Source organism: Candidatus Accumulibacter propinquus (assembly GCF_056856495.1).
Genome location: NZ_JBSEHC010000002.1, coordinates 657935 through 678570, shown reverse-complemented (window position 1 = coordinate 678570; position 20636 = coordinate 657935). Strand labels below are relative to the sequence as shown.

At 62.7% G+C, this 20636-nt stretch carries 22 protein-coding genes and 1 tRNA gene; 15 read left to right on the top strand and 8 right to left on the bottom strand.

Annotation, left to right across the window (positions count from 1 at the left end):
- Nucleotides 1-78 precede the first annotated feature (78 nt).
- The 4 genes from rfaE1 to AC15MQ_RS05480 are packed head-to-tail and all read left to right on the top strand — an operon-like array spanning nucleotide 79 to nucleotide 3711.
- The gene (rfaE1, locus tag AC15MQ_RS05495; RefSeq protein ID WP_483079566.1) at nucleotides 79-1011 is read left to right on the top strand and encodes a D-glycero-beta-D-manno-heptose-7-phosphate kinase; all 933 of its coding nucleotides are present in this window, start codon (nucleotides 79-81) and stop codon (nucleotides 1009-1011) included.
- 8 nt (nucleotides 1012-1019) lie between these two features.
- Nucleotides 1020-2024, top strand: a complete 1005-nt coding sequence (gene rfaD / locus AC15MQ_RS05490; protein WP_483079565.1) for an ADP-glyceromanno-heptose 6-epimerase — start codon at nucleotides 1020-1022, stop codon at nucleotides 2022-2024.
- Nucleotides 2017-2916 (top strand): cysteine synthase CysM, encoded by a 900-nt coding sequence (gene cysM / locus AC15MQ_RS05485; protein ID WP_483079564.1) that lies wholly within the window; start codon nucleotides 2017-2019, stop codon nucleotides 2914-2916. Before rfaD ends, cysM begins: the two co-directional genes overlap by 8 nt.
- A 9-nt stretch (nucleotides 2917-2925) precedes the next feature.
- Nucleotides 2926-3711: a 3'-5' exonuclease gene (locus AC15MQ_RS05480; protein ID WP_483079563.1), complete on the top strand. Its 786-nt coding sequence runs from the start codon at nucleotides 2926-2928 to the stop codon at nucleotides 3709-3711.
- A 25-nt stretch (nucleotides 3712-3736) separates the two neighbouring features.
- Here AC15MQ_RS05480 and AC15MQ_RS05475 read toward each other — a convergent pair whose 3' ends face one another.
- Nucleotides 3737-4738, bottom strand: coding sequence for a DUF3616 domain-containing protein (locus tag AC15MQ_RS05475; RefSeq protein ID WP_483079562.1), 1002 nt, complete (start codon nucleotides 4736-4738; stop codon nucleotides 3737-3739).
- Nucleotides 4739-4983: 245 nt separating this feature from the next.
- Between AC15MQ_RS05475 and AC15MQ_RS05470 the strand changes: the two genes are divergently transcribed.
- Nucleotides 4984-5844: an amino acid ABC transporter substrate-binding protein gene (locus AC15MQ_RS05470; RefSeq protein WP_483079561.1), complete on the top strand. Its 861-nt coding sequence runs from the start codon at nucleotides 4984-4986 to the stop codon at nucleotides 5842-5844.
- Between the two features lie 39 nt (nucleotides 5845-5883).
- On the opposite strand, the gene AC15MQ_RS05465 is transcribed toward AC15MQ_RS05470, so the two are convergent.
- Nucleotides 5884-6693, bottom strand: a complete 810-nt coding sequence (locus tag AC15MQ_RS05465; protein ID WP_483079560.1) for a DUF2189 domain-containing protein — start codon at nucleotides 6691-6693, stop codon at nucleotides 5884-5886.
- Nucleotides 6694-6943: 250 nt separating this feature from the next.
- Between AC15MQ_RS05465 and AC15MQ_RS05460 the strand changes: the two genes are divergently transcribed.
- The 5 genes from AC15MQ_RS05460 (at nucleotide 6944) to AC15MQ_RS05440 (ending at nucleotide 9202) form a co-directional block, all read left to right on the top strand.
- A complete protein-coding gene (locus AC15MQ_RS05460; RefSeq protein WP_483079559.1) occupies nucleotides 6944-7300 on the top strand; it encodes a hypothetical protein in 357 nt (118 codons plus the stop codon).
- Nucleotides 7301-7485: 185 nt separating this feature from the next.
- Nucleotides 7486-7947, top strand: coding sequence for a hypothetical protein (locus AC15MQ_RS05455; protein ID WP_483079558.1), 462 nt, complete (start codon nucleotides 7486-7488; stop codon nucleotides 7945-7947).
- A gap of 55 nt (nucleotides 7948-8002) precedes the next feature.
- Nucleotides 8003-8326, top strand: coding sequence for a ferredoxin reductase domain-containing protein (locus tag AC15MQ_RS05450; protein WP_287654805.1), 324 nt, complete (start codon nucleotides 8003-8005; stop codon nucleotides 8324-8326).
- Nucleotides 8327-8539, top strand: a complete 213-nt coding sequence (locus tag AC15MQ_RS05445) for a DUF3820 family protein (protein ID WP_287654806.1) — start codon at nucleotides 8327-8329, stop codon at nucleotides 8537-8539.
- A 183-nt stretch (nucleotides 8540-8722) separates the two neighbouring features.
- Nucleotides 8723-9202, top strand: coding sequence for a VOC family protein (locus AC15MQ_RS05440; protein ID WP_287654807.1), 480 nt, complete (start codon nucleotides 8723-8725; stop codon nucleotides 9200-9202).
- A gap of 466 nt (nucleotides 9203-9668) precedes the next feature.
- Here the strand turns inward: AC15MQ_RS05440 and AC15MQ_RS05435 are convergent, their stop codons facing one another.
- From AC15MQ_RS05435 to AC15MQ_RS05425, 3 genes are all read right to left on the bottom strand, one after another.
- Nucleotides 9669-10220, bottom strand: coding sequence for a YbhB/YbcL family Raf kinase inhibitor-like protein (locus tag AC15MQ_RS05435; protein WP_287654809.1), 552 nt, complete (start codon nucleotides 10218-10220; stop codon nucleotides 9669-9671).
- A gap of 305 nt (nucleotides 10221-10525) precedes the next feature.
- Nucleotides 10526-10894, bottom strand: a complete 369-nt coding sequence (locus AC15MQ_RS05430) for a cupin domain-containing protein (RefSeq protein ID WP_483079557.1) — start codon at nucleotides 10892-10894, stop codon at nucleotides 10526-10528.
- A gap of 410 nt (nucleotides 10895-11304) precedes the next feature.
- Nucleotides 11305-11376: transfer RNA gene (locus tag AC15MQ_RS05425), tRNA-Arg, on the bottom strand.
- A 351-nt stretch (nucleotides 11377-11727) separates the two neighbouring features.
- Between AC15MQ_RS05425 and AC15MQ_RS05420 the strand changes: the two genes are divergently transcribed.
- Entirely contained in the window at nucleotides 11728-13644 is a 1917-nt protein-coding gene (locus AC15MQ_RS05420) for an ATP-binding cassette domain-containing protein (protein WP_483079556.1), read from the top strand.
- Between the two features lie 88 nt (nucleotides 13645-13732).
- Here the strand turns inward: AC15MQ_RS05420 and AC15MQ_RS05415 are convergent, their stop codons facing one another.
- Nucleotides 13733-14989 (bottom strand): benzoate/H(+) symporter BenE family transporter, encoded by a 1257-nt coding sequence (locus AC15MQ_RS05415; RefSeq protein ID WP_483079555.1) that lies wholly within the window; start codon nucleotides 14987-14989, stop codon nucleotides 13733-13735.
- Nucleotides 14990-15270: 281 nt separating this feature from the next.
- Here AC15MQ_RS05415 and AC15MQ_RS05410 point away from each other — a divergent pair, with 281 nt between their 5' ends.
- Nucleotides 15271-16158: a DMT family transporter gene (locus tag AC15MQ_RS05410; protein WP_287671483.1), complete on the top strand. Its 888-nt coding sequence runs from the start codon at nucleotides 15271-15273 to the stop codon at nucleotides 16156-16158.
- Here the strand turns inward: AC15MQ_RS05410 and AC15MQ_RS05405 are convergent.
- Both AC15MQ_RS05405 and AC15MQ_RS05400 read right to left on the bottom strand, forming a co-directional pair.
- Entirely contained in the window at nucleotides 16148-16972 is an 825-nt protein-coding gene (locus AC15MQ_RS05405) for an alpha/beta fold hydrolase (RefSeq protein ID WP_483079554.1), read from the bottom strand. The two genes, AC15MQ_RS05410 and AC15MQ_RS05405, sit on opposite strands and share 11 nt — an antisense overlap.
- Before the next feature lie 36 nt (nucleotides 16973-17008).
- Nucleotides 17009-17218 (bottom strand): DUF465 domain-containing protein, encoded by a 210-nt coding sequence (locus AC15MQ_RS05400; RefSeq protein ID WP_287671478.1) that lies wholly within the window; start codon nucleotides 17216-17218, stop codon nucleotides 17009-17011.
- Between the two features lie 311 nt (nucleotides 17219-17529).
- Here AC15MQ_RS05400 and AC15MQ_RS05395 point away from each other — a divergent pair, with 311 nt between their 5' ends.
- The 3 genes from AC15MQ_RS05395 (at nucleotide 17530) to htpG (ending at nucleotide 20603) form a co-directional block, all read left to right on the top strand.
- Entirely contained in the window at nucleotides 17530-17850 is a 321-nt protein-coding gene (locus AC15MQ_RS05395; RefSeq protein ID WP_287671476.1) for a hypothetical protein, read from the top strand.
- 142 nt (nucleotides 17851-17992) lie between these two features.
- Nucleotides 17993-18559: a transcription elongation factor GreB gene (greB, locus tag AC15MQ_RS05390; RefSeq protein WP_332336204.1), complete on the top strand. Its 567-nt coding sequence runs from the start codon at nucleotides 17993-17995 to the stop codon at nucleotides 18557-18559.
- Nucleotides 18560-18683: 124 nt separating this feature from the next.
- A complete protein-coding gene (gene htpG, locus AC15MQ_RS05385) occupies nucleotides 18684-20603 on the top strand; it encodes a molecular chaperone HtpG (protein ID WP_483079553.1) in 1920 nt (639 codons plus the stop codon).
- The last annotated feature ends 33 nt before the right edge of the window (nucleotides 20604-20636 follow it).

The following is a 20636-nucleotide window of genomic DNA, read 5'->3' as shown; positions in this document are numbered from 1 at the left end:
GCTTGCCAGTCGTCCTGCGTGACGCGCGCTACAGGCGCTGTCGGCGTATCATCCTTGGCCTTGCCGGGCCCTGCAGCGATGCACCTCGCTGACCTGTCGGCCGCACGTCTGCTCATCGTCGGCGACGTGATGCTCGACCGTTACTGGTTTGGCGAGGTGGCACGCATTTCGCCTGAGGCACCGGTGCCGGTGGTCAAGGTCGGGCGCAGCGAAGAGCGCCCCGGCGGCGCCGCCAACGTGGCGCGCAACGTGGCCGCTCTGGGCGCACGCGTTGCCCTGTTGTCGGTCGTCGGCGAAGACGAGGCGGGGCGCAGCCTGCAGCGCCTGTTGACGGCGAGTGGCATCGATGTCAGCCTGCACCTCGACCCGGCGATCAGCACGACCGTCAAGCTGCGCGTGATTGGGCGGCAGCAGCAGTTGCTGCGTATCGATTTTGAGACGGCGCCCTCGCATGAGGTGTTGCGCGCCAAACTGGTCGAGTTTGAATCCCGTCTGCCGGACTGCGACGCGGTGATCCTTTCCGACTATGGCAAAGGTGGCTTGACGCACATCGGCGAAATGATCCGTCTGGCGCGGGCAGCCGGCAAGAAAGTCCTCGTTGACCCGAAGGGGGACGATTTCTCGAAGTATGCCGGAGCGACCATTGTGACCCCGAACCGCGCCGAATTGCGGGAAGTGGTCGGTCGCTGGAAGGATGACGAGGAACTCGCGAGCAAGGCCGAGGTACTGCGATGCGGCTTGGCGCTGGAAGCCCTGCTGGTCACCCGCAGCGAGGAGGGGATGTCGCTATTTCACGCAGCGGGCGCGCTGCACGAAAAGGCCTTGGCGAGAGAGGTGTTCGACGTTTCCGGTGCCGGCGACACGGTCATTGCCACCCTCGCGGTGATGCTCGCGCGTGGCGCCAGTTGGCAGGACGCGGTGCATGTGGCGAACATCGCCGCAGGCGTGGTGGTTGGCAAGCTCGGCACGGCGGTGGTCAGTCGCGACGAACTTGCCGCGGCAATGAAGTGAGGTAAGGGATGTACATGATCGTTACCGGCGCTGCCGGCTTCATCGGCTCGAATCTCGTCAAGGCGCTCAATGAGCGCGGCGTACGAAAGATCATTGCGGTCGACAACCTGACGCGTGCCGACAAGTTCCGGAACCTCGTCGATTGTGACATCGCGGAGTACATCGACAAGGAGGAATTCCTTGACCACCTGATCGCCGGCGATTTCGATGGTGACGTCGATGCCGTTTTTCACCAGGGCGCATGCTCCGATACGACCGAGAGCGACGGGCGCTACCTGATGGAAAACAACTACCGCTACTCGTCGGCGTTGCTCGACTGGTGCCTAGACCAGGAGGTGCCGCTGCTTTACGCGTCGAGTGCGGCGACCTACGGCGGCGGTGGCGTCTTCCGGGAAGAGCGGGCGCACGAGGCGCCGCTGAACGTCTACGGCTATTCAAAGTTCCTTTTCGATCAGGTCGTCCGACAGCGCCTCGCGGTCGCCGGCTCGTTCAACTCGCAGGTCGTCGGCTTTCGCTACTTCAATGTCTATGGTCCGCGTGAGTCGCACAAGGGACGCATGGCTTCGGTGGCGTTTCATCATTACCATCAGTTCCGCAGCCAGGGCAAGGTCCGGCTGTTTCGGGGTTGTGATGGTTATGGCGATGGCGAGCAGCGACGTGATTTCGTGCATGTCGGCGACGTCGTTCGGGTCAACCTGTTTTTCCTCGATCATCCCGAGAAATCGGGCATTTTCAACGTCGGCACGGGCCGCGCACAGACCTTCAACGAGCTTTCGATGGCCACCGTCAATGGCTGCCGTGCGCTTGCCGGCGACGCGGCGCTGCCGCTTGGCGAACTGGTGGAGCAGGGTTTGATCGAATACATGCCGTTTCCCGATGACCTCCGGGGCAAGTATCAGAGTTTCACCGAGGCCGACTTGTCGAAGCTGCGCAAGGCGGGCTACGATGCACCGTTTGCCGGTGTCGAAGAAGGTGTCGCGCAGTACGTGGAATGGTTGAGCCGGCATGGATAAGACGCTGGAGGACTATGTTGGGGGTACCCCGCTGGTGCGTCTCCAGCGCCTGCCGGGGGCTGCCAGCGACGCGCGTGGCAACCTCGTACTGGCCAAGCTGGAGGGTAATAACCCGGCCGGGTCGGTGAAGGATCGTCCGGCCTTGTCGATGATCTCGCGTGCCGAGACGCGTGGCGAGATCAAGCCCGGTGACACGCTGATCGAGGCCACTTCCGGCAATACCGGCATTGCCCTGGCGATGGCCGCTGCCGTGCGTGGCTACCGGATGATCCTGGTGATGCCGGAAAATCAGAGTGTCGAACGCCGCCAGACGATGCGTGCCTTCGGCGCCGAACTGGTATTGACGCCCAGGGATGGCGGCATGGAACTCGCGCGTGACGTCGCCGAGGGCATGCGCAACGAGGGTCGCGGCATCATCCTCGACCAGTTCGCCAACCCGGACAACCCGCTGGCGCACTACGAAGGGACTGGCCCGGAACTGTGGCACCAGACGGCGGGACGGATTACGCATTTCGTCAGCAGCATGGGCACGACCGGGACGATCATGGGGGTTTCACGCTACCTCAAGGAGCAGAACCCCGGCGTTTGCATCGTCGGCTGCCAGCCCGAAGACGGTTCGCAGATCCCCGGCATTCGCAAATGGCCGGAAGCCTACCTGCCGAAGATTTTCGACCGCACGCGCGTGGATCGCGTGGAGTCGGTCTCGCAGGAGGAGGCGGAAGAAATGACCCGCCGCCTGGCCCGCGAAGAGGGAATCTTTGCCGGCATCTCGTCCGGCGGCTCGCTGGTCGTCGCCCTGCGCCTGGCCGGCGAACTCGAAAACTCGACCATCGTCAGTATCGTTTGCGACCGCGGTGACCGTTATCTGTCGACCGGGGTCTTTCCGGCCTGAGGGGGCACGATGCGGCCGGTCCTCGCCTTTGACATCGAAACCGTCCCGGACGTCGAGGGCTTGCGCCGGCTGCATGCGCTCGATCAGACGCTGTCCGACGCCGAGGTCGCCGAGCTGGCTTTTCAGCAGCGGCGAGCGGCGAGCGGCAATGACTTCCTGCCGCTGCATCTGCAGCGGGTGGTGGTGATTTCCTGCGCGCTACGCGTTGGCAGGGATTTCCGCGTCTGGTCGCTGGCCGAGCCCGAGCAGGGCGAAGCCGAGATCATCCAGCGGTTCTTCGACGGCATCGAGAAATTCACGCCGCAGATCGTGTCCTGGAACGGCGGTGGTTTTGATTTGCCGGTCCTGCACTATCGTGGGCTGATGCACGGACTGGTCGCACCGCGTTACTGGGATCTTGGCGACGGGGACTACCCGGACAGCCGTGAGTTCAAGTGGAACAACTATATCAGCCGCTACCACACGCGCCACCTCGACCTCATGGACCTGCTGGCGATGTATCAGCCGCGGGCCAGCGTGCCGCTTGACGAACTGGCCAAGCTGATCGGTTTCCCGGGCAAACTCGGCATGGATGGCAGCAAGGTCTGGGGAGCCTGGCAGGCGGGCAGGATTGCGGAAATCCGAAACTATTGCGAAACCGACGCGCTCAATACCTATCTCGTCGCGGTGCGCTTCCGCCTGATGCGTGGCGAGTTCGCACGTGCCGAATACGATGCCGAGTTGGCCTTCGTGCGCGCTGAACTGGAGCGGATCGGCAAACCGCACTGGCAGGAGTTCCTGGCCGCCTGGTCGTAGTACGGCTTCGCCGGGGTTGGCGAGATCAGCGACGCTGGCCGGGTTCCGGCAAGGTAACGGAAAGGCCACGAAACGACTTTCCGCTGGCCGGTAGATTCTGGTCCTTGCAGCTGTCGTTGCCGTCGTCGCTGAGAACAGTGATCTCGTTGCGGCCGCCAGTGGCGAAGAGTGCCTCCGGGTGGAGTCCGCCGAAGTCCACTTCCTTGACACGCTGCGGCGCATCAGTCCCTTTGCCGGACCAGGTGTAGAGGGCAAAGCCTTTGCCGCTGCCCTTGCCGTTGTCAAACGGCCCAGCGACGATCACGAAGCGCGATGCAATGAATTCGATGCTGCGAATGCCCCTGCCACCGAGGTCGAGGGCGACGAGGTCACCGAAAACCGGCGAAGCGGCCTGGTCGAGAACCGCCGCAGGGTTCTTCAGCGGCAGTAGCAAGGCCTTGCCTGCTGAGAGTGGATTGCGGAAGCCGATCAGCAGTTGCCCGTCGGGTGTTGCGGCAAGGCCTTCGATGTTCAGGCCACCTGGGGCTTCCGGAGGCAAGGCGCTCGCCGCGGTGAGGGAGGCAAAGCGGGCGTCTTTGGCCAGGTCTTGCAGCAGGCGTGGGTAGGGTGGCGAGGTCGCCGCCTTCAGGGTCGGACCGGCAGCACTGTCCACTACCTCGGTGGCAAATAGCCGTTGCCGTTCCTCCTGGAACTTGCCCTTGCTGTTGCGCGCATGTGAGGCAATCCAGTAGATGCGGTTGCCAATGCGCGCGGCGCCCTCGATGTCCGACTTTCTCGCCTTGTCCCTGCCCTGGCGATTGCCGAGGTATTCGCCCAGGTCGACGCTCGCCGTCGCGTCCGGCTTGTCGAGTGGGTAGATGGTCAGGATATCGCGATCGTCGTCGGCCACGACGAAGTGTCTGGGGCCGAGTGCGACGGCCGCGGAAGCATCGCAGAAGCCGCGGTAGCGGGTGGTTTCCGCGTGCGCGGGGATGGCGGTCAGGATTGATGCCAGGAGCAGGCTGGTGGTGGGAATCAGGCGGTTCATGGTCGGTGGCGTCCTCGCGGGTGGCCGTGCAGTATAGCTTTATCCCGCAAAACGATTTCCAAATTGCCGTACTTCGGTCAAAATCATCGCCCGTGGTCACGCCACGTTTACTGTTAAGGTCGCGCCAGCGACTGACGAATCTCCCCTCGCCCGCTGGCGGGAGAGGGGTCGGGGGTGAGGGAAACGGTCATGGCTTTCATCATCCGGGCTGTCTGACAAATCCATGACCGTTGGGGAGAAATCGTATGAGACTGCGTCGCTGGATGCTATTGGCCTCGACGACCGTCGGCCTGTGCCTGGCCATGCCGGTGCACGCGGCCGGGACACTCGACAAGATCCGGGCTTCGAAGGCGATTGCCCTCGGCTATCGCGAGACCTCGATCCCCTTTTCCTACACCGGCGACGATAACCAGCCTTGGGGTTATTCGGTGGACTTGTGTACCCGGGTGGCGGCAGCGATCGTCAAGCAGCTGGGGCTGGAGGAACTGCAGTTGCAGTGGGTTGCAGTCACCCCGGAAAACCGGATTGCCAAACTCAGGTCCGGCGAGATCGATCTGGAATGCGGTTCGACGACCAGCTCGCTGGCGCGCATGCAGGAAGTCGACTTCAGCCTGCCGACCTTCGTCGATGGCGCCGCGTACCTGTCACGCCGGACCGCGGGCATCAAGCGCCTCGACGACCTGTCCGGCAAAAAAATTGCCGTCGCCGCCGGAACGACGACCGAGCGGATCATCACCCAGGTTCTCAAGCAGTACAAACTGGATGCGCAGTTGGTCAAGGTCAGCGACCACCAGCAAGGGATTGCGGCGATGGTCAGGGAACAGGTCGATGCCTACGCCTCGGATCGATCCCTGCTGATCGGGCTCGCGCTTGACTCGGGCAATCAGAACGACTGGTCGCTGGGTCCGGAGACCTTCTCCTATGAGCCTTACGCCTTGATGATGCGCCGCAACGATGCCGACTTCCGCCTGGCGGTAAATCGTGAACTGGCCAGGCTCTCGCGCAGTCGCGAGATCTACGGCATCTACGACCGCTGGTTCGGCTTTCTGGCCAAGCCGGGTCCACGCCTGGAAAGCATGTACCAGCTGAACGCTTTGCCGGAGTAGCCGAACAGGTGGCGCGACATTGCTCCGTGGTCGCGTGGCTCAGTGCCTGTTCCCTTGCTCCGGCGAGTCGTCGTGGTCAACCAGATCCCGATAGGCGTGCCAGGTCGCGTGCCCGACCAGAGGCATGGTCACGATCAGGCCGAAGAACAAGCTCGCGAAGCCCATGCTCACCAGGACCACGATACACGCTGCCCAGAGCAGCATCGTTCCGGGGTTGCGGCCGCAGGCGACGAGGCTGGCGATCGCCGCGGTGATCGCATCGGTCTTGCGATCGAGCATCAGTGGCAAGGCGACCACACTGATGGCGAAGACGAAGGTTGCAAAGAAGCCCCCGACGGCAAAATAGACGAGTGCGAAGTCCGCTTGCTCGAAAGTCAGGACAGTGCGCACGACGTCCGCGAAAGTTGGCAATCCGCCGGCGAAGAAGAGCGCAAAAACAACGATCGACGCGCGTGCCCAGACCAGCAGCACCACCGCCAGAACGGCGGCGAAGAGGCCGACGTTGGCCAGGTTCTGGCGCCAGGCAGCGAGGGTCGGGGCGAGTTGCGGTGGTTCGCCGTGTTCGATGCGCCGACTCAGGTCGTAGAGTCCTAGCGCCAGAAAAGGGCCGAGCAACAGGAAGCCTGTCGTGAGTCCCGCGAACAGGGCATAGGCTTTGGCAAAAACCATCTGCATCAGCCATCCGGCAGCGGCAAAACACGCGCCGTAGAAAAGGCTGGCCAGCCCTCCCTGACGACAATCCTGCCAGCCGGCCCGCAGCCAGCCGAGGATGGCCGCGGGCGCTACAGGCCGGATGGTCGGAAAGCGGCTTGCCGGGTTCTCGGTACGTTGCGTATCGTTGTTGTTCATCAGCCCTCCGTACGGTGGTTGGTGGTCGATGCGGCTTGCGTTCGGGTGCCTGTCTACGGTGTGCGCCGCTGGTGGCCGTAACCTGCGTGCCGCAGCAAGCCGCCGGCATCCCCCTTCATCTGTCGCCTGGCGGTAGCAGGAGCCCCGGCGACAGAGAGTGAAGGCAGGCCGCGCTGCGCGAGACGTTCTCCGCAGATCGCTGTATAGCACAGAGAGACTCGCGAGTTGTTGCCCGCTCCAGGAACGGTGTTTGTCCCGGCGCGACTCTCGCTTACAATCCGGGCTGGCCTTGTTTCCTTGCCAGCCTCTTCCAGGCAAGTACCATCTGTTGCTGAAGCACCACTACCGGTTCCCAGGCGGCAGGAAGACAACGATTTTTTCGAGAATAATGGGGGTAAGCATGAATGCGCTACTGTTGCTGTTGGGACGTGCCGCTGGATTGGGCGGTATTCTGCTGTGTGTCGTCGCTGGGGCAGCACGCCTTTCCGGACAATACTATATGGGTAATTATCAATTGACGACGCTGCTGCAGGCCGGCATCGCCGCAGTTGTGATGGGCTGCTTTTTTCTGCTGCTGGCGCTGACGGCACGGGAAAGGAAAGATTGAAATCGCGAATCGGCAGGTGGTGGCCAAGGATTTGCTCAGCGGTTCTCTCAAGAAACACTTAACTTCTCAGAAAGTGGTTGAACTTCCCCGTGCAGGTAGCTATTAGCTATGTTTAATTGTGTTGCATGCTTTTGCCGCCATCCAATTTCTCATTTGAGTTGCCCTCGTCGCTACCGGAGGAAGGGTTGCCGTGGTTGTTGCGTTTGCTGGCCACGCGTCTCGAGCAGCTTGCCACCGAGAATGCCGAACTGAAGGAGCAGGTGTTGCAGCAGGCCGAAACCAATCGGGAGTTACGGGACGAGCATGCAGTGCTCAAGGGTCAGAAGGGTCGGTCGGTGATAAAGCCGAGCCGGATGGACCACGAGATGGACAAGGACAAGGATGACCAGACCGGCGGCAGAGGGCATGGCGAACGCCGCGATTCTGGTCAGCCGGCGAAGATCGCCCGTCTCGACATTCATGAAGAGCGCACGATGGCGGTCAACGACGTGCCGGAAGGGTCACGCTTTCTGGGCCACCGCGCCTTCACGGTGCAGGACCTGCGCATCGGCCCGCACAACACCCGCTTCCTGCTCGAACGCTGGGCATCCCCGGACGGCCGGGTACTCACGGCGGCCTGCCCGCCGGATCTGGATCGGCAGCGCTGATAACAAGAGCCGGATCGGTTTCCTGACCCACCTGCATGACGGCCGGCCGCCCTATGTGCTGAACGACATCGCCCTGGGCCATCTGCAGAAGCAGGGATTGAAGGCGGTGCAGGTCGAGCGGCTGCAGATGAACCTGTTTGCCGGTGACGATTGGGCGGCGTATCTTGACCGCCTCGGCATCTGCGATGAGCGACACCGCCGCATCGCCAGCGAGGCGGGCTTGTTGGACGGCCTCGTGGCCAAAGGCGCCTCGAAAGGCTCGGAAATATGGTTCTGTGGCCCCGCGGGCTTGGCCGAAGTACTGCGCAACCGGCTGCGTTCGATGGGGACGATGACGCGCTTCCATCAGGAAGCTTTCGAGATGCGCAAGGCCTGGTGAATGAATACCGAAGACCTGCAACTACTGGTGACCTACACCATGCCCTATGGCAAGTTCAAGGGGCGCCTGATCGCCGACTTGCCCGGCAATTACCTGAACTGGTTTGCGCGGCAGGGCTTTCCGCCGGGCAAACTGGGCCAGCTTCTGGCCTTGATGCACGAACTTGACCACAACGGCTTGTCCTCTCTGCTGCAGCCCCTGCGTCAACGATGAAGATGTCTTTGCTGGTCGATGATCCTGCTCTAGGTGATGCCCGATCCCGAACTCATGCGCCCAACTCTACCCAAGCTCGTCTTCTGTGTTCAATCCTCTGATCGCAAGAACTCGGCAACTATATGATCAATAGGCAGTCTTCAGGGTTGGAACCCTGTATCTGTCATCCGTTGGAGAACTCACATGGTCAGCAAGAACACGATTTGTCTCTGGTTCAACGGCACAGCAGTTGAAGCCGCGCAGTTCTACGCCGAAACATTTCCGGATAGCGTGGTGGGAACGATCCATCGCGCTCCCGGCGACTACCCTTCGGGCAAGCAGGGCGACGTCTTGGTGGTCGAGTTCACGGTGATGGGCATCCCCTGTATCGGATTGAACGGTGGGCCGGAGTTCACGCACAACGAGGCATTCTCCTTCCAGGTTGCGACTGACGACCAGGCCGAAACCGACCGCTTGTGGAATGCGATTGTCAGCAACGGCGGCCAGGAAAGCGCCTGTGGCTGGTGCAAGGACAAGTGGGGCCTCTCGTGGCAGATCACGCCACGCGCCCTCACTGCGGCGATCGCCGACTCTGATCGCACGGCGGCGAAGCGCGCTTTTGCGGCGATGATGCAGATGGGAAAGATCGACATCGCTGCGATCGAAGCGGCCCGGCGCGGTTGACGCCCATCGATGGTCCCCTGCTGCGTGCCGTGCACGGCAGCATCGGGTCGGAAGCGCAATTTCAGGCTACGCGAAAGAACCTGCGGGCCTGGATTCGTTTCGAGAGTCTGTTCTCGGCCACAATTGGCCGTCCGACTGCCAATTTCAACAGCACAAGCGTTTTGCAAGCTGGTCGACTGTCCGGTATTCGGCGAGCAAATTGCCGACTGCATTGCCTTGACCCGGCCATCAGGAGTCATTCGATGGCGAAGACTGTCGGACCACTAAAGACTGTCAACGGCCAGTCAGAATCCGAGACAGCCGATCAATACTCGCCGCTGGGTGCATTAGAGGTCGATGCCGGGGAAGTCGGCGGCGGTTTCGGGCGCGCCGATGAAGATGATGCGGGGGTCGGTCATGGACGATGCGGAGGGACGGGAAAGACGGGAAGGGTCGGGCAAAGGCAGTGCTTGAAGCGCACGCGAGGTCAGTGGTTGAAGCGCAGCACGAGGCTCGCGGCGCCAAACGCCTTGCCGCCCTTGAGTGCCTCCAGCACTGCGGCCTTGTCCAGCCCCGGCGGCAACGCGCCGGCTTCGAGCGAGGTGGCGATCAGCGTGTAGACGTAGTGCTGCGGGGCATTGCCGCGCGGCGGGCAGGGGCCGAGGTAGGGCGTGCCCAGCGAGTTCTTGCCGGCACTGAAGCCGGCTGGTGCGGCGACGGCCGCAGCCTCGGGCAGCCCGTTCGCCTCGGGCGCGATGCCGTAGGCGACCCAGTGGTTCACGCCGAGGCCAGCACGGCCGGCCTGGTCGTCCATCAGGATCACGAAGCTGCGCGTGGCCGCTGGCGCGCGGGCCCAGGCCAGCGCGGGCGAAAGGTTCTCGCCGACGCAATTGGCGTTGTTCGGGTTCTTGCCGGCGTAGCGGGTTTCGAGCTGCGCGTTGTCGGCGCGGCCCGGCGACCACAGCGCGAAGCCGAAGCCCGGGTCACCGACCGGCACTGCGCCGGGTGACATCGCGGCACAGCCCGCGATCGCAAGCACGGCAGCGGCCAGGCCGATGCTGCGTCGGAGATTGACGATCAGGTTCAGGCGGTCTCCTCAAGATGGAACATCGCAGAAACAACGCCAGGCGATCATGGTTCGTCAAAAGGCCCTTTTAATGCTCACCGGCCGGTTACGCAGCGTAGCTGACCTTGGGGCGAAAAACCTGACTGTCTATTCAGGGTCGAGAGCACCTGGTGGCGATTGGCAGCTTCCGGGAATCGGGAATTCGCTGACCGCTGTCCAGCGATGAACCGGCAGCGACGAGTATGGCCTCGGCTGCAGCAATTTCTTGGGCGACGACCTTACTTGCGCCAAGGTAGGTCGATCACCATGCCGTCCGGAAGCTTCACTGTACCGCCGCTCGGCATTGCGGACACAAACTCGCTTTCGGTTTCCGCGAAGATCTGGTGCACTTGTCCCGGCGGAAGGATCAGCGTGTCACCGGGCTGATAGGGTATTTCACGGTCTGCAACTGTCGCCCGTCCGCTGCCCTTCAGAAACAGGACCACTTCCTCGGTATCATGGCTGTGCGGCGGGGTCGCCGAATTAGCGTCCATGCGTCCGTGCCACATCTCGACCTGTTTTGCACCGCTCGCAGGTGTAGCGACACCGGCTATGTGGTTGCCTTCCAGGCTGTGGACTTGATTCTGAGCCTTACGAAAAACGGACATGATTGAACCTCCCGAAAGATTCTTTGCCGCGCCGTTTCAGAACGGATCCCTTTCGCCAAGCCGGACAACCTGAAAATTACCTTCTCTTCAACTCCAAAGCAAGCGCATAGTCGCAAAGCGACCGTCCGGTCGGGCTAAACCGGCGACAGAATATCCTGGCCGATTGGATGAGGTCGCCATAGGCTGCTCTGTAGCATTCCGGTTCGCAGAATCTGGAATTGGCTGGCGGTTTGGAGAATGGCATCGTACCCCACCGGTCTGAAAATACCCCCAAAAATACCCCCGTTTGGGGGTAGATTGCAATAGACGAGGCTAGACGGCGATATAGATAGATTGCCTAAAAAACTACGTATTCTTTTGAATTTGAACGGTTTTTAGACGGTATTAGACGATGCTTGATGGGTAAAAAGTCCCCTCGACAGGAATCGAACCTGTATCCCACGCTTAGGAGGCGTGTGCACTATCCATTGTGCTACGAGGAGGCGGGGAGATATTGTAGCCGCTGACCTTCAATTACGCCATGCAGCCTTGTCCGACTTGGTATGAGTGTCAGCCGGCATCGTCACGCTCGGCGCCCTCGCCGGCGGCTGCGGACGCGTGCAGCTGCTCCTGATCTCTTTCTTCTGTAACGCTGGTCACCCGGAAGCAGGCTGTTGATTTTTCTATGCTTGTTTCTTCAAAAGCCTGTCGGTGCAAGTCGAGACATCACGTACGGTTGCCTTGGGTTTGCGCGTGCGTTGTACTAGACTGCGCGACGTTGACCGCCGAACCCGTCTTGCCAGGTCTCTGTCCGATCACGATCTTCAGCTATTCAAGGAAATCGACAAGCACCCATGCCCTATCTGATTCTCTCCGATGCCTCCCTTGCTTTCGGCCATGTGCCGCTCCTCGACCATGCCGACTTCCAGCTCGACCCCGGAGAACGGGTTGCGCTCATTGGCCGCAACGGTACCGGCAAATCCTCGCTGCTGAGCGCCCTCGCCGGATGGGGAGGGCTGGACGATGGCAAGGTCTGGCAACAACCGGGGCTGCGTATCGGCTACGTGCCCCAGGAACCGCCTTTCGACCCGGAGTTGACGGTCTTCGCAGCGGTGGTTGCCGGCATGGGCGAATTGTCCGCCCTGCTTGCCGAGTACCATGCCGTATCGCACGCGCTCGGTGAACCGGAGGCGGACCACGGTCGACTGCTTGAGCGTATGCAGGTGTTGCAGACGGAACTCGAATCGCGGCATGCGTGGTCGTTCGAAGCGCAGGCCGAGCGCGTCATCCAGCGCTTCTCGCTCGACGCCGACACCCTGGTGGGAACACTTTCCGGGGGACAGAAGAAGCGCCTGGCGCTGGCGCAGGCGCTGGCCATTTCACCCGACCTGTTGCTGCTCGATGAGCCGACCAACCATCTGGACGTCGACGCCATCGAATGGCTGGAGGAGATGCTGGTTGCTTCGGGCGTTTCCCTGGTGTTCATCACCCACGATCGTCGCTTTCTCGAACGCGTCGCCACGCGCATCGTCGAACTCGACCGGGGGCGTCTGCTTTCGTGTCCTGGCCGCTTCAGTGAATATCAGGCGCGCAAGGAAGCCATGCTGCACGACGAGGCGCAGAACAACGCGCGATCGGACAAGTTTCTGGCCCAGGAAGAGGTGTGGATCAGGCAGGGCATCAAGGCTCGTCGCACCCGCAACGAGGGCCGCGTGCTGCGCCTGGAGCGCCTGCGCCGGGAGCGTGCCGCCCGGCGCGAGCGTCAGGGCAAGGTCGAACTCGCACTCGACGCCGGTGATCGCAGCGGCAAGCTGGTGGCGGCTCTCGAACGGGTCGGCAAGTGTTTCGGCGACAAGGTGGTGGTGCGCGATTTTTCCTGTCGGGTGCAGCGCGGCGACAAAATCGGCATCATCGGCCCGAACGGTGCGGGCAAGACGACGCTGCTGCGGCTGATCCTCGGTGAACTGGCGCCTGATCAGGGCAAGGTGCACCTCGGGACGAAGATACAGGTGGCTTATTTTGACCAGTTCCGAAGCCAGCTCGACGAGCAGGCGACGCTGATCGACTGCATTTCGCCGGGATCGGATTTCGTCGAGATCGGCAATCAGCGGAAGCATGTCATCAGTTATCTCGGCGACTTTCTGTTCGCTCCGCAGCGTGCGCGTTCGCTGGTCAGTTCGCTGTCCGGCGGCGAACGCAATCGCTTGCTGCTGGCGCGCCTGTTCGCGCGGCCGGCGAATGTGCTGGTGCTTGACGAACCAACCAATGACCTCGACATCGAGACCCTGGAATTGCTCGAGGAACTGCTGCAGGACTACGGCGGTACGCTGTTTCTGGTGAGCCACGACCGGGCATTCATCGACAACGTCGTCACCCAGACGATCGCTGCCGAAGGCGACGGCGGGTGGCGGGAATACGCCGGCGGTTATCAGGACTGGGCCGATTATCAGGCCAATCGGCGGCGTGAAGAGGCGCTCGCCACGGGCGCGAGCAAACGCACTGAACCGCGCCCGGCCGAGCTCTCAAGAACCACCCGGCAGAAAGCGGTCGTGGTCAGCAAGCGGTCATGGAAGGAGACGCACGAACTGGCCGAACTGCCGCAACGCATAGCCGCCCTGGAGGACGAACAGAAGGTGATCGGCGAGCGCCTGGCTGATCCGGCGCTCTATCACTCGCAGCCGCAGGAGGCGCAACGGCTGGCGGCGCGTCTGAGCGAAATCGACGATCAACTGCTGTCGCTGCTCGTGCGCTGGGAAGCGCTCGAGGGCTAGTTGGCGCTTGCCGGAAAATCTTCTGGCTCTCCTCGTCGCCATGCGGTCGGATGCGTGCGCGGGTTTCCGCTTGACTGCAGGCGCTGGCTCAGCGGGATTGCTCTTCGCCGTGCTGGTCGTCTGGCGTCGGCGCCTGTCCTGCTGCACCGGCGGTGCGGCGACTCGCCGGCCAGCGCAGTGGCGCGGGCCTGGCCTGCAGCACGAGCAGGGCCGCAAGACCGGCCAGCAGGCCCCAGAAAGCCGAGCCGATTCCCGCCAGGGCAATCCCCGAGGCGGTGACCAGGAAGGTCAGCAGCGCGGGTTCGCGTGCGGTTTCCTGGCCCAGGGCGGTGGTCAGAGCGCTGCCGATGGTGCCGAGCAGGGCGAAGCCGGCGATGGTCACGACCAGTTCGTTCGGGAAGGCCAGGAAAAGAGCGCCGACGGTGGCCCCGAAGAGCCCGATCAACAGATAGAAGAAACCGGCGGCGATCGCGGCGGTGTAACGTTTCTCCGGGTCCTGATGGGCTTCGCGGCTCATGCAGATGGCCGCGGTAATCGCTGCCAGGTTCAAGGCGAAGCCGCCGAAAGGCGCAAGCAGGAAGTTCGCCGCGCCGGTCCAGCCGATCAGCGGCGAAATCGGTACCTGGTAGCCGGAGGCACGGATGACGGCCACGCCCGGCACGTTCTGCGAGGCCATGGTCACCACATAGAGCGGCAGCGCGACGCCGACCAGCGCCCGCCACGACAGTTCCGGAGCGGTGAATACCGGCGTCGCCAGTTCGAGCTGCAGCCCTTCGACGTGTAACAGCCCCTGTGTCGCGGCAATGCCCACACCGAGCAGCAGCGTGACGACGATGGCGTAGCGTGGCGATAGCCGGCGACCGAGCAGATAGGCGCAGAACATCGGAAATACCAGCGTGAACCGCTGTTGCATGGCGACGAAGGCATCGAGACCGAAACGCAGCAGGACCCCGGCGAGCATGCCGGAGGCAATCGAGATCGGGAGGCGGCCGATCATCCTTTCGAAGCAGCCGCTGAATCCGGAGACGGTGATCAGCATCGCGGAAACCAGAAAGGCGCCGATCGCCTCGGGCATCGAAACGCCTGCGGCGCTGGTGATCAGCATCGCCGCGCCGGGCGTCGACCAGGCGGTGAGAATCGGTACCCGGAAGCGCAACGAGAGGGTGATGCTGGTCAGACCCATGCCCAGGCCAAGGGCACCCATCCACGAAGCGATTTCGGCCGGTGTCGCGTGCAGCGTCCGCGCGGCCTGGAGAACGATCACCGCCGAACTGGTGAAGCCAACCAGGACGGCGACGAAACCGGCCATCAGGGACGCCATGGAAAAATCGTCAAATAGCCGCATGGCGTCCTCTGTCGGGCTGAAGGGGTGGTGGGTGCCGGCCGGCTGCCTTCGATGGCTGGCCTGGCCGCCGCTGCGCGTCGGGAGTTCGGCGCAACGGGTTGCTGCAAGCGCCGTATAATCCGGGAAATTCGATCCATTGACCAGACCCGACAAGTGCCGGCCGGCGTTCGGGTGTGGCGACCGCCCGGAACTGTGGCTCCAACCGCCTTGGTCTGGGCCAACTCACCAGGTCAGGCGGCAAGCGCAGGCGCCGCCACCTCGGTGGACTCACAAAGGTTGTCATGGTGATCTCTGATCCTGCTGTACGTGCGCGTCCTGTCGGCTTCGTCTGCATCGTTGCTTCGGCTGCGGGTTTCGGGGTCATGCCGATCTTCGCCAAGCTGGCCTACGCCGAGGGAGTCGACCTGCCGAGCATGCTTTTCCTGCGTTTCGCGCTGGCCGGGCTGTTGATGGCTGTGCTGATGGTGCTGCAGGGACTGCGCTGGCCGCGCGGGCGCAATCTGCTCCTGTTGGTGGCGATGGGGGGAGCGGGTTATGTCGGGCAGTCGTTCTGCTATTTTGCTGCCCTGCAGCATGCGACCGCCGGACTGACCGCACTGTTGCTGTATCTGTACCCGGCGATCGTCACCGTCCTCTCGGCGCTGCTGGCCCGCCGAGGCTTGTCGCCGCTGCGCCTGCTGGCGGTGGCTGCTGCCTTGTTCGGAACCGGTCTGGCGGTCGGCGGCAGCCTCGCCGGCAGCGTCCTGGGCATTGTCCTCGGGGTGGCTGCGGCGTTGATCTACTCGGTCTACATCCTGGTTGGCGAGCGCGTCACGCGGGTCTGCGGGGCAATCCCTTCAGCGACGGTGATCATGCTTGCGGCGGCGGCCGTATATGGTTTGATCGTCTTCGCGCGCGGGCCAGCGTTTCCGGTCTCGCTCGCAGCCTGGACGGCGGTCGGCGGCATCGCGCTGTTTTCGACGGTGGTGGCGATGATCACCTTTTTTGCCGGCATGGCGCGGCTGGGTGCTGCCGATGCGGCGACGCTGTCGACGCTCGAACCGGTGGTGACCGTGCTCCTGGCCGCGCTGTTTCTCGGGGAAGAGGTTGGTGGCTGGCAGCTCGCCGGCGGTGCGATCATCCTCACTGCGGTGATCGTGCTGGCACGCTCGGGCGAGGCTAGCGGGTAACAGGCGTAGTGGGGGTGGCGAGGAACTTCAGGAGCCATTCAACGACCGCTTCCGGTCGCTCATTCATCATCGCGTGCCCGCAGTCGGGAATCTCGGTCCGCTGCACCTGGCGCAGTGCCGATTGCAGCGGCGGCAGGTTGCGCCTGGGGGTCATGCGGTCGCGGCGGGCGACCAGCAGCAGGGTCGGACAAGTGATCTGCGCCGCCGCGTCGAGGCCGTGCCGGTAGTTGTTGCAGTTGGCGAGGTCGATGGCCAGCACGCCAGGCGGGCTGCGGCGCATGATTGCCAGTGTCACGCCGGGTCCCCAGACGCCATGCCCGCCGCCGCCGTACAACTGGAACGGCGCCGTCAGGGAATATTCGTTCATCATCCGCAGGACGCGGTCGGGATGCGTCGCGGCGCTGCTGAGCAGGGCTTCGGCGACCGGCATCGGTGCCGAAGCCCCGAGCAGGGCCAGTCCGCCGACACGCTGCGGATGGCGCGCGGCGCAGTCCAGCGCCACCAGCGAACCCATCGAATGTCCGACCAGGATGGCGGTGGTCACTCCGGCGCTGTCAAGCAGGGAGGGCAGCCAGTCGGCCAGCGCCTCGATGCTGGACAGGGGCTCTCCGCCGGATAAACCGTGCCCCGGAAGGTCGGGGACGAGCAACGCGCAGCCCGCCGCCGCGAGACCGCCGGCGACCTTATGCCATGCGTCACAGTCGTTGGCGGCGCCATGGATCAGCACCAGCGGCGGCCAAGCCGAGCGGGCGGGGTCGAAGGGCTGTCCGCCAGTGGCGACGTGGCAGCCATACCCGGCGACGGAGAGTTCCATGCGGTGCCCAGTGCCGGTCAGCGGCAGTCTTCGGCGTCAGGCCAGAACGTCCGGTTCCAGCAAGTGCTCGAGGAGGGTCATGCGGTCCTTGAGCAGCAGCTTGCGTTTCTTGAGGCGTCGGATCAGCAGGTCGTCTGGGGGTGGGTTGAGCATCAGGTGGGCGATCACCTGGTCGAGGTCGTGATGTTCTATCTGCAGTTCATGCAGCGTGGCCCGGTTTTCGGTAATTTGTTCTTCGGTCAGCATGGTCGGCGCAATCCCCAAGGTTGTAATGCGGCTCGCCGAGCCGGGTTTGCAGACCCCACCAGGCGAGCATGCCAAGAACGACGGTCAATAAGGCACTGCGTGCCCGCCCGGCGACCAGTGCCGTGAGTGCTGCGGCGGCAACGCACGGTGGGTCGGGTCCTATGGTAGGCGCGCCCACGGGAAAAGACAACGGCGGCACGAATACCGGCAATAAACTCGACGTGCGGGCTCGGGACTTGCGGCATGGGGCGCATTTGCGAATAGAATAGAGGGTGAAATTGTAACCTTGAGATACCCCCGGGAGGAGGCAGATGGTTTATCACATTATTGTTGCGTTTGCGCGGGAGAGGCAGTATGAGTTCAAGTTCTCCCATACCGAACTTGCTGCAGGGTCTCCCGAAGAAGCGCGCCGCTGGTTTGACAAGGAGTTCGCCGACCTCGAGTGCGAACCCAGCAACCCGATGGGCAAGGTATTGATTATCGACAAGATTCTCAATGTTGCCCGCTATGGAGGTGAGCAACGTTTCATCGACGGCAAGGACTGGGCGACGCGCTTTGCCCGCTACACGGCCCTGGCTCTTGGGCGTGACACCGTCCGCATCGACGTCGCCGCGTTCAATATCGGCTATTGATTGGTAGTGCAGTGCGCATTGCGGCGCAGGTTTCAGGACCTGCGCCGTTTCTTTTTTCCGCCAGGACGCGCGGATCCGTTCGGGGATTTGGACTTTCCTCGCGCGATACGGATTCCGCAGTGCCGCCGGCAACCGACAGGCAATGAACAAGGCATTCACCCGAGAGACGGAAGACGACGACGAGCAGGACGAAGGGGCTGATCCCGCCCTGCGGCTGCCACAGGGCACACGCAACTACATCACGCCAGACGGGCACGCGCGCATCCGGTCCGAACTCGAACATCTGTTGCGCGTCGAGCGGCCGCAGGTGGTGAGTGTCGTGCAATGGGCGGCAGCCAACGGAGACCGCTCCGAGAACGCCGACTACATTTACGGCAAGCGGCGTCTGCGCGAAATCGACCGGCGGATCCGCTTTCTGACCAGGCGTCTGGATCTGGCCGAGGTCGTTGATCCGGCACGCCGCGAGAACACCGAGCAGGTGTTTTTTGGTGCGCTGGTGACCCTCTGCGACGAGCAGGGGATGGAAAGCACCTACCAGATCGTCGGCGTCGACGAAACCGACTCGGCACGTGGCCGCATCAGTTGGGTGTCGCCGCTGGCGCGCGCGCTGCTCAAGTCGCGTGCGGGTGATGCGGTACGCTTCCAGAGTCCGGCCGGCTGGCGGGTGGTCGAGGTGCTGGCGGTCGAGTATCCGGGCTGCGACACCTGAACCCGTTCTGCCGGCAAGTCGGCAGGGCTTGAAATGGTCGCCGCCGCCCCCATTTCCCGAAGCATTGTGCGCAAGATGCACTGCCCGTTCGTTTCACGTTCTCAACTTTTTTCCGGAGTCTTGCATGGGTGCCCAGAAGGAAACACTTGGTTTTCAGGCAGAAGTCAAACAACTGCTGAATTTGATGATTCACTCGCTGTACAGCAACAAGGAAATCTTTCTGCGCGAGTTGATCTCCAATGCGTCAGACGCTTGCGACAGACTGCGCTTCGAAGCCTTGAACAATGCCGCTCTCTACGGTGATGACTCCGAGCTGAAAATCCGGGTGACGCTCGACAAGGAAGCCCGGACGCTCAGCATTGCCGACAACGGCATCGGCCTGTCGCGCGAGGAGGCAGTCGAGCACCTCGGAACGATCGCCAAGTCGGGCACACGCGAGTTCTTTTCGGCGCTGACTGGCGATCAGGCCAAGGATGCGCACCTGATCGGCCAGTTCGGCGTCGGTTTTTACTCGTCGTATATCGTGGCCGACAAGGTAACCGTGGTTTCTCGCCGGGCCGGCCTCGAAAGCGGCCAGGCGGTCCGGTGGGAGTCCTCCGGCGAGGGCGATTTCACGGTCGAGGTGATCGAGCGGGCGCAGCGGGGAACCGAGGTGACCTTGCATCTGCGTGACGGCGAAGACGAATTCCTGTCGAGCTGGAAGGTGCGCGAGATCATTCGCAAGTACTCCGACCACATCACGCTGCCGATCCTGATGAAGAAGGAGGAATGGAACGAGGAACAGAAGGCGCAAGTCGTTACCGACCAGGACGAGACGGTGAACCAGGCATCGGCGCTTTGGAGCCGTCCGAAGTCGGAGATCAGCGATGAGCAGTACAACGAGTTCTACAAGCACGTCGCGCATGATTTCGAGAACCCGCTGGCGCACGTACACGCCCGGGTGGAGGGCAAGCAGGAATACACCCAGTTGCTGTACATCCCGTCGCGTGCGCCTTTTGATCTTTTCGAACGTACCGCCCGCCACGGCGTCAAGCTCTACGTGCGGCGGGTCTTCATCATGGACGATGCCGAGCAGTTGATGCCGCTCTATTTGCGCTTCGTTCGCGGGGTCGTCGATTCCAACGATCTGCCGCTCAATGTTTCGCGTGAAATCCTGCAGCAGTCGCGCGACATCGAGACGATCCGTGGCGGTTGCGTGAAGAAGGTTCTCGGCCTGCTCGAAGGTCTTGCCGACAGCGAAGATGCCGCCGAGAAGGCGAAATACGCCACTTTCTGGAAGGAATTCGGGCGTGTGCTCAAGGAAGGTGCCGGCGAAGACTTCGCCAACAAGGAGCGCATCGCCAAACTGTTGCGGTTTGCCTCGACGCATGCCGATACCTCTGACGAAACCGTCTCGCTCGCCGGTTACGTGTCGCGGATGAAGGACGGACAGGAAAAAATCTACTACGTCACCGCGGAAACCTTCACCGCCGCCAGGAACAGTCCGCACCTCGAGATCTTCCGCAAGAAGGGCATCGAAGTCCTGCTGCTTTCCGACCGTGTCGATGAGTGGGTCACCGGTCATCTGACCGAGTTCGACGGCAAACCGCTGCAGTCGGTGGCCAAGGGCGGGCTTGATCTTGGCAAGCTGGAGGATGTCGCCGAGAAGGAGGAGGCCGAGAAGGCCGCCGACGAATACAAGGAACTGCTCGAAAAGGTCAAGAAGGCGCTCGGCGACAAGGTGAAGGATGTGCGCGTCACGCATCGGCTCACCGACTCGCCTTCGTGTCTGGTCGCCGATGAATACGACCTCGGCGGCAACCTGCAGCGCATCCTCAAGGCTGCCGGGCAGCAGGCGCCGGCGAGCAAGCCGATCCTCGAAATCAATCCCAAGCACCCCGCGGTGCAGCGTCTGAAGTATGAAGAAACGCGTTTCGACGACTGGGCCAATCTGTTGCTCGAGCAGGCGACCCTGGCCGAAGGGGGGTCGCTCGAAGACCCGGCTGGTTTCGTCAAGCGGATCAACGACCTGATGCTGGCTCTGTCGCTGGGAAGCAGTCGCTGACGGTCCTGGTATTCCCCGCCATATGCCGCCAGG

Bases quoted from the DNA above. Each gene is read 5' to 3' on its own strand.
- rfaE1 (WP_483079566.1), top strand. From the start codon at position 79: ATGCACCTCGCTGACCTGTCGGCCGCACGTCTGCTCATCGTCGGCGAC.
- rfaD (WP_483079565.1), top strand. From the start codon at position 1,020: ATGTACATGATCGTTACCGGCGCTGCCGGCTTCATCGGCTCGAATCTC.
- cysM (WP_483079564.1), top strand. From the start codon at position 2,017: ATGGATAAGACGCTGGAGGACTATGTTGGGGGTACCCCGCTGGTGCGT.
- AC15MQ_RS05480 (WP_483079563.1), top strand. From the start codon at position 2,926: ATGCGGCCGGTCCTCGCCTTTGACATCGAAACCGTCCCGGACGTCGAG.
- AC15MQ_RS05475 (WP_483079562.1), bottom strand. From the start codon at position 4,738: ATGAACCGCCTGATTCCCACCACCAGCCTGCTCCTGGCATCAATCCTG.
- AC15MQ_RS05470 (WP_483079561.1), top strand. From the start codon at position 4,984: ATGAGACTGCGTCGCTGGATGCTATTGGCCTCGACGACCGTCGGCCTG.
- AC15MQ_RS05465 (WP_483079560.1), bottom strand. From the start codon at position 6,693: ATGAACAACAACGATACGCAACGTACCGAGAACCCGGCAAGCCGCTTT.
- AC15MQ_RS05445 (WP_287654806.1), top strand. From the start codon at position 8,327: ATGAATACCGAAGACCTGCAACTACTGGTGACCTACACCATGCCCTAT.
- AC15MQ_RS05440 (WP_287654807.1), top strand. From the start codon at position 8,723: ATGGTCAGCAAGAACACGATTTGTCTCTGGTTCAACGGCACAGCAGTT.
- AC15MQ_RS05430 (WP_483079557.1), bottom strand. From the start codon at position 10,894: ATGTCCGTTTTTCGTAAGGCTCAGAATCAAGTCCACAGCCTGGAAGGC.
- AC15MQ_RS05420 (WP_483079556.1), top strand. From the start codon at position 11,728: ATGCCCTATCTGATTCTCTCCGATGCCTCCCTTGCTTTCGGCCATGTG.
- AC15MQ_RS05415 (WP_483079555.1), bottom strand. From the start codon at position 14,989: ATGCGGCTATTTGACGATTTTTCCATGGCGTCCCTGATGGCCGGTTTC.
- AC15MQ_RS05410 (WP_287671483.1), top strand. From the start codon at position 15,271: ATGGTGATCTCTGATCCTGCTGTACGTGCGCGTCCTGTCGGCTTCGTC.
- AC15MQ_RS05405 (WP_483079554.1), bottom strand. From the start codon at position 16,972: ATGGAACTCTCCGTCGCCGGGTATGGCTGCCACGTCGCCACTGGCGGA.
- AC15MQ_RS05400 (WP_287671478.1), bottom strand. From the start codon at position 17,218: ATGCTGACCGAAGAACAAATTACCGAAAACCGGGCCACGCTGCATGAA.
- AC15MQ_RS05395 (WP_287671476.1), top strand. From the start codon at position 17,530: ATGGTTTATCACATTATTGTTGCGTTTGCGCGGGAGAGGCAGTATGAG.
- greB (WP_332336204.1), top strand. From the start codon at position 17,993: ATGAACAAGGCATTCACCCGAGAGACGGAAGACGACGACGAGCAGGAC.
- htpG (WP_483079553.1), top strand. From the start codon at position 18,684: ATGGGTGCCCAGAAGGAAACACTTGGTTTTCAGGCAGAAGTCAAACAA.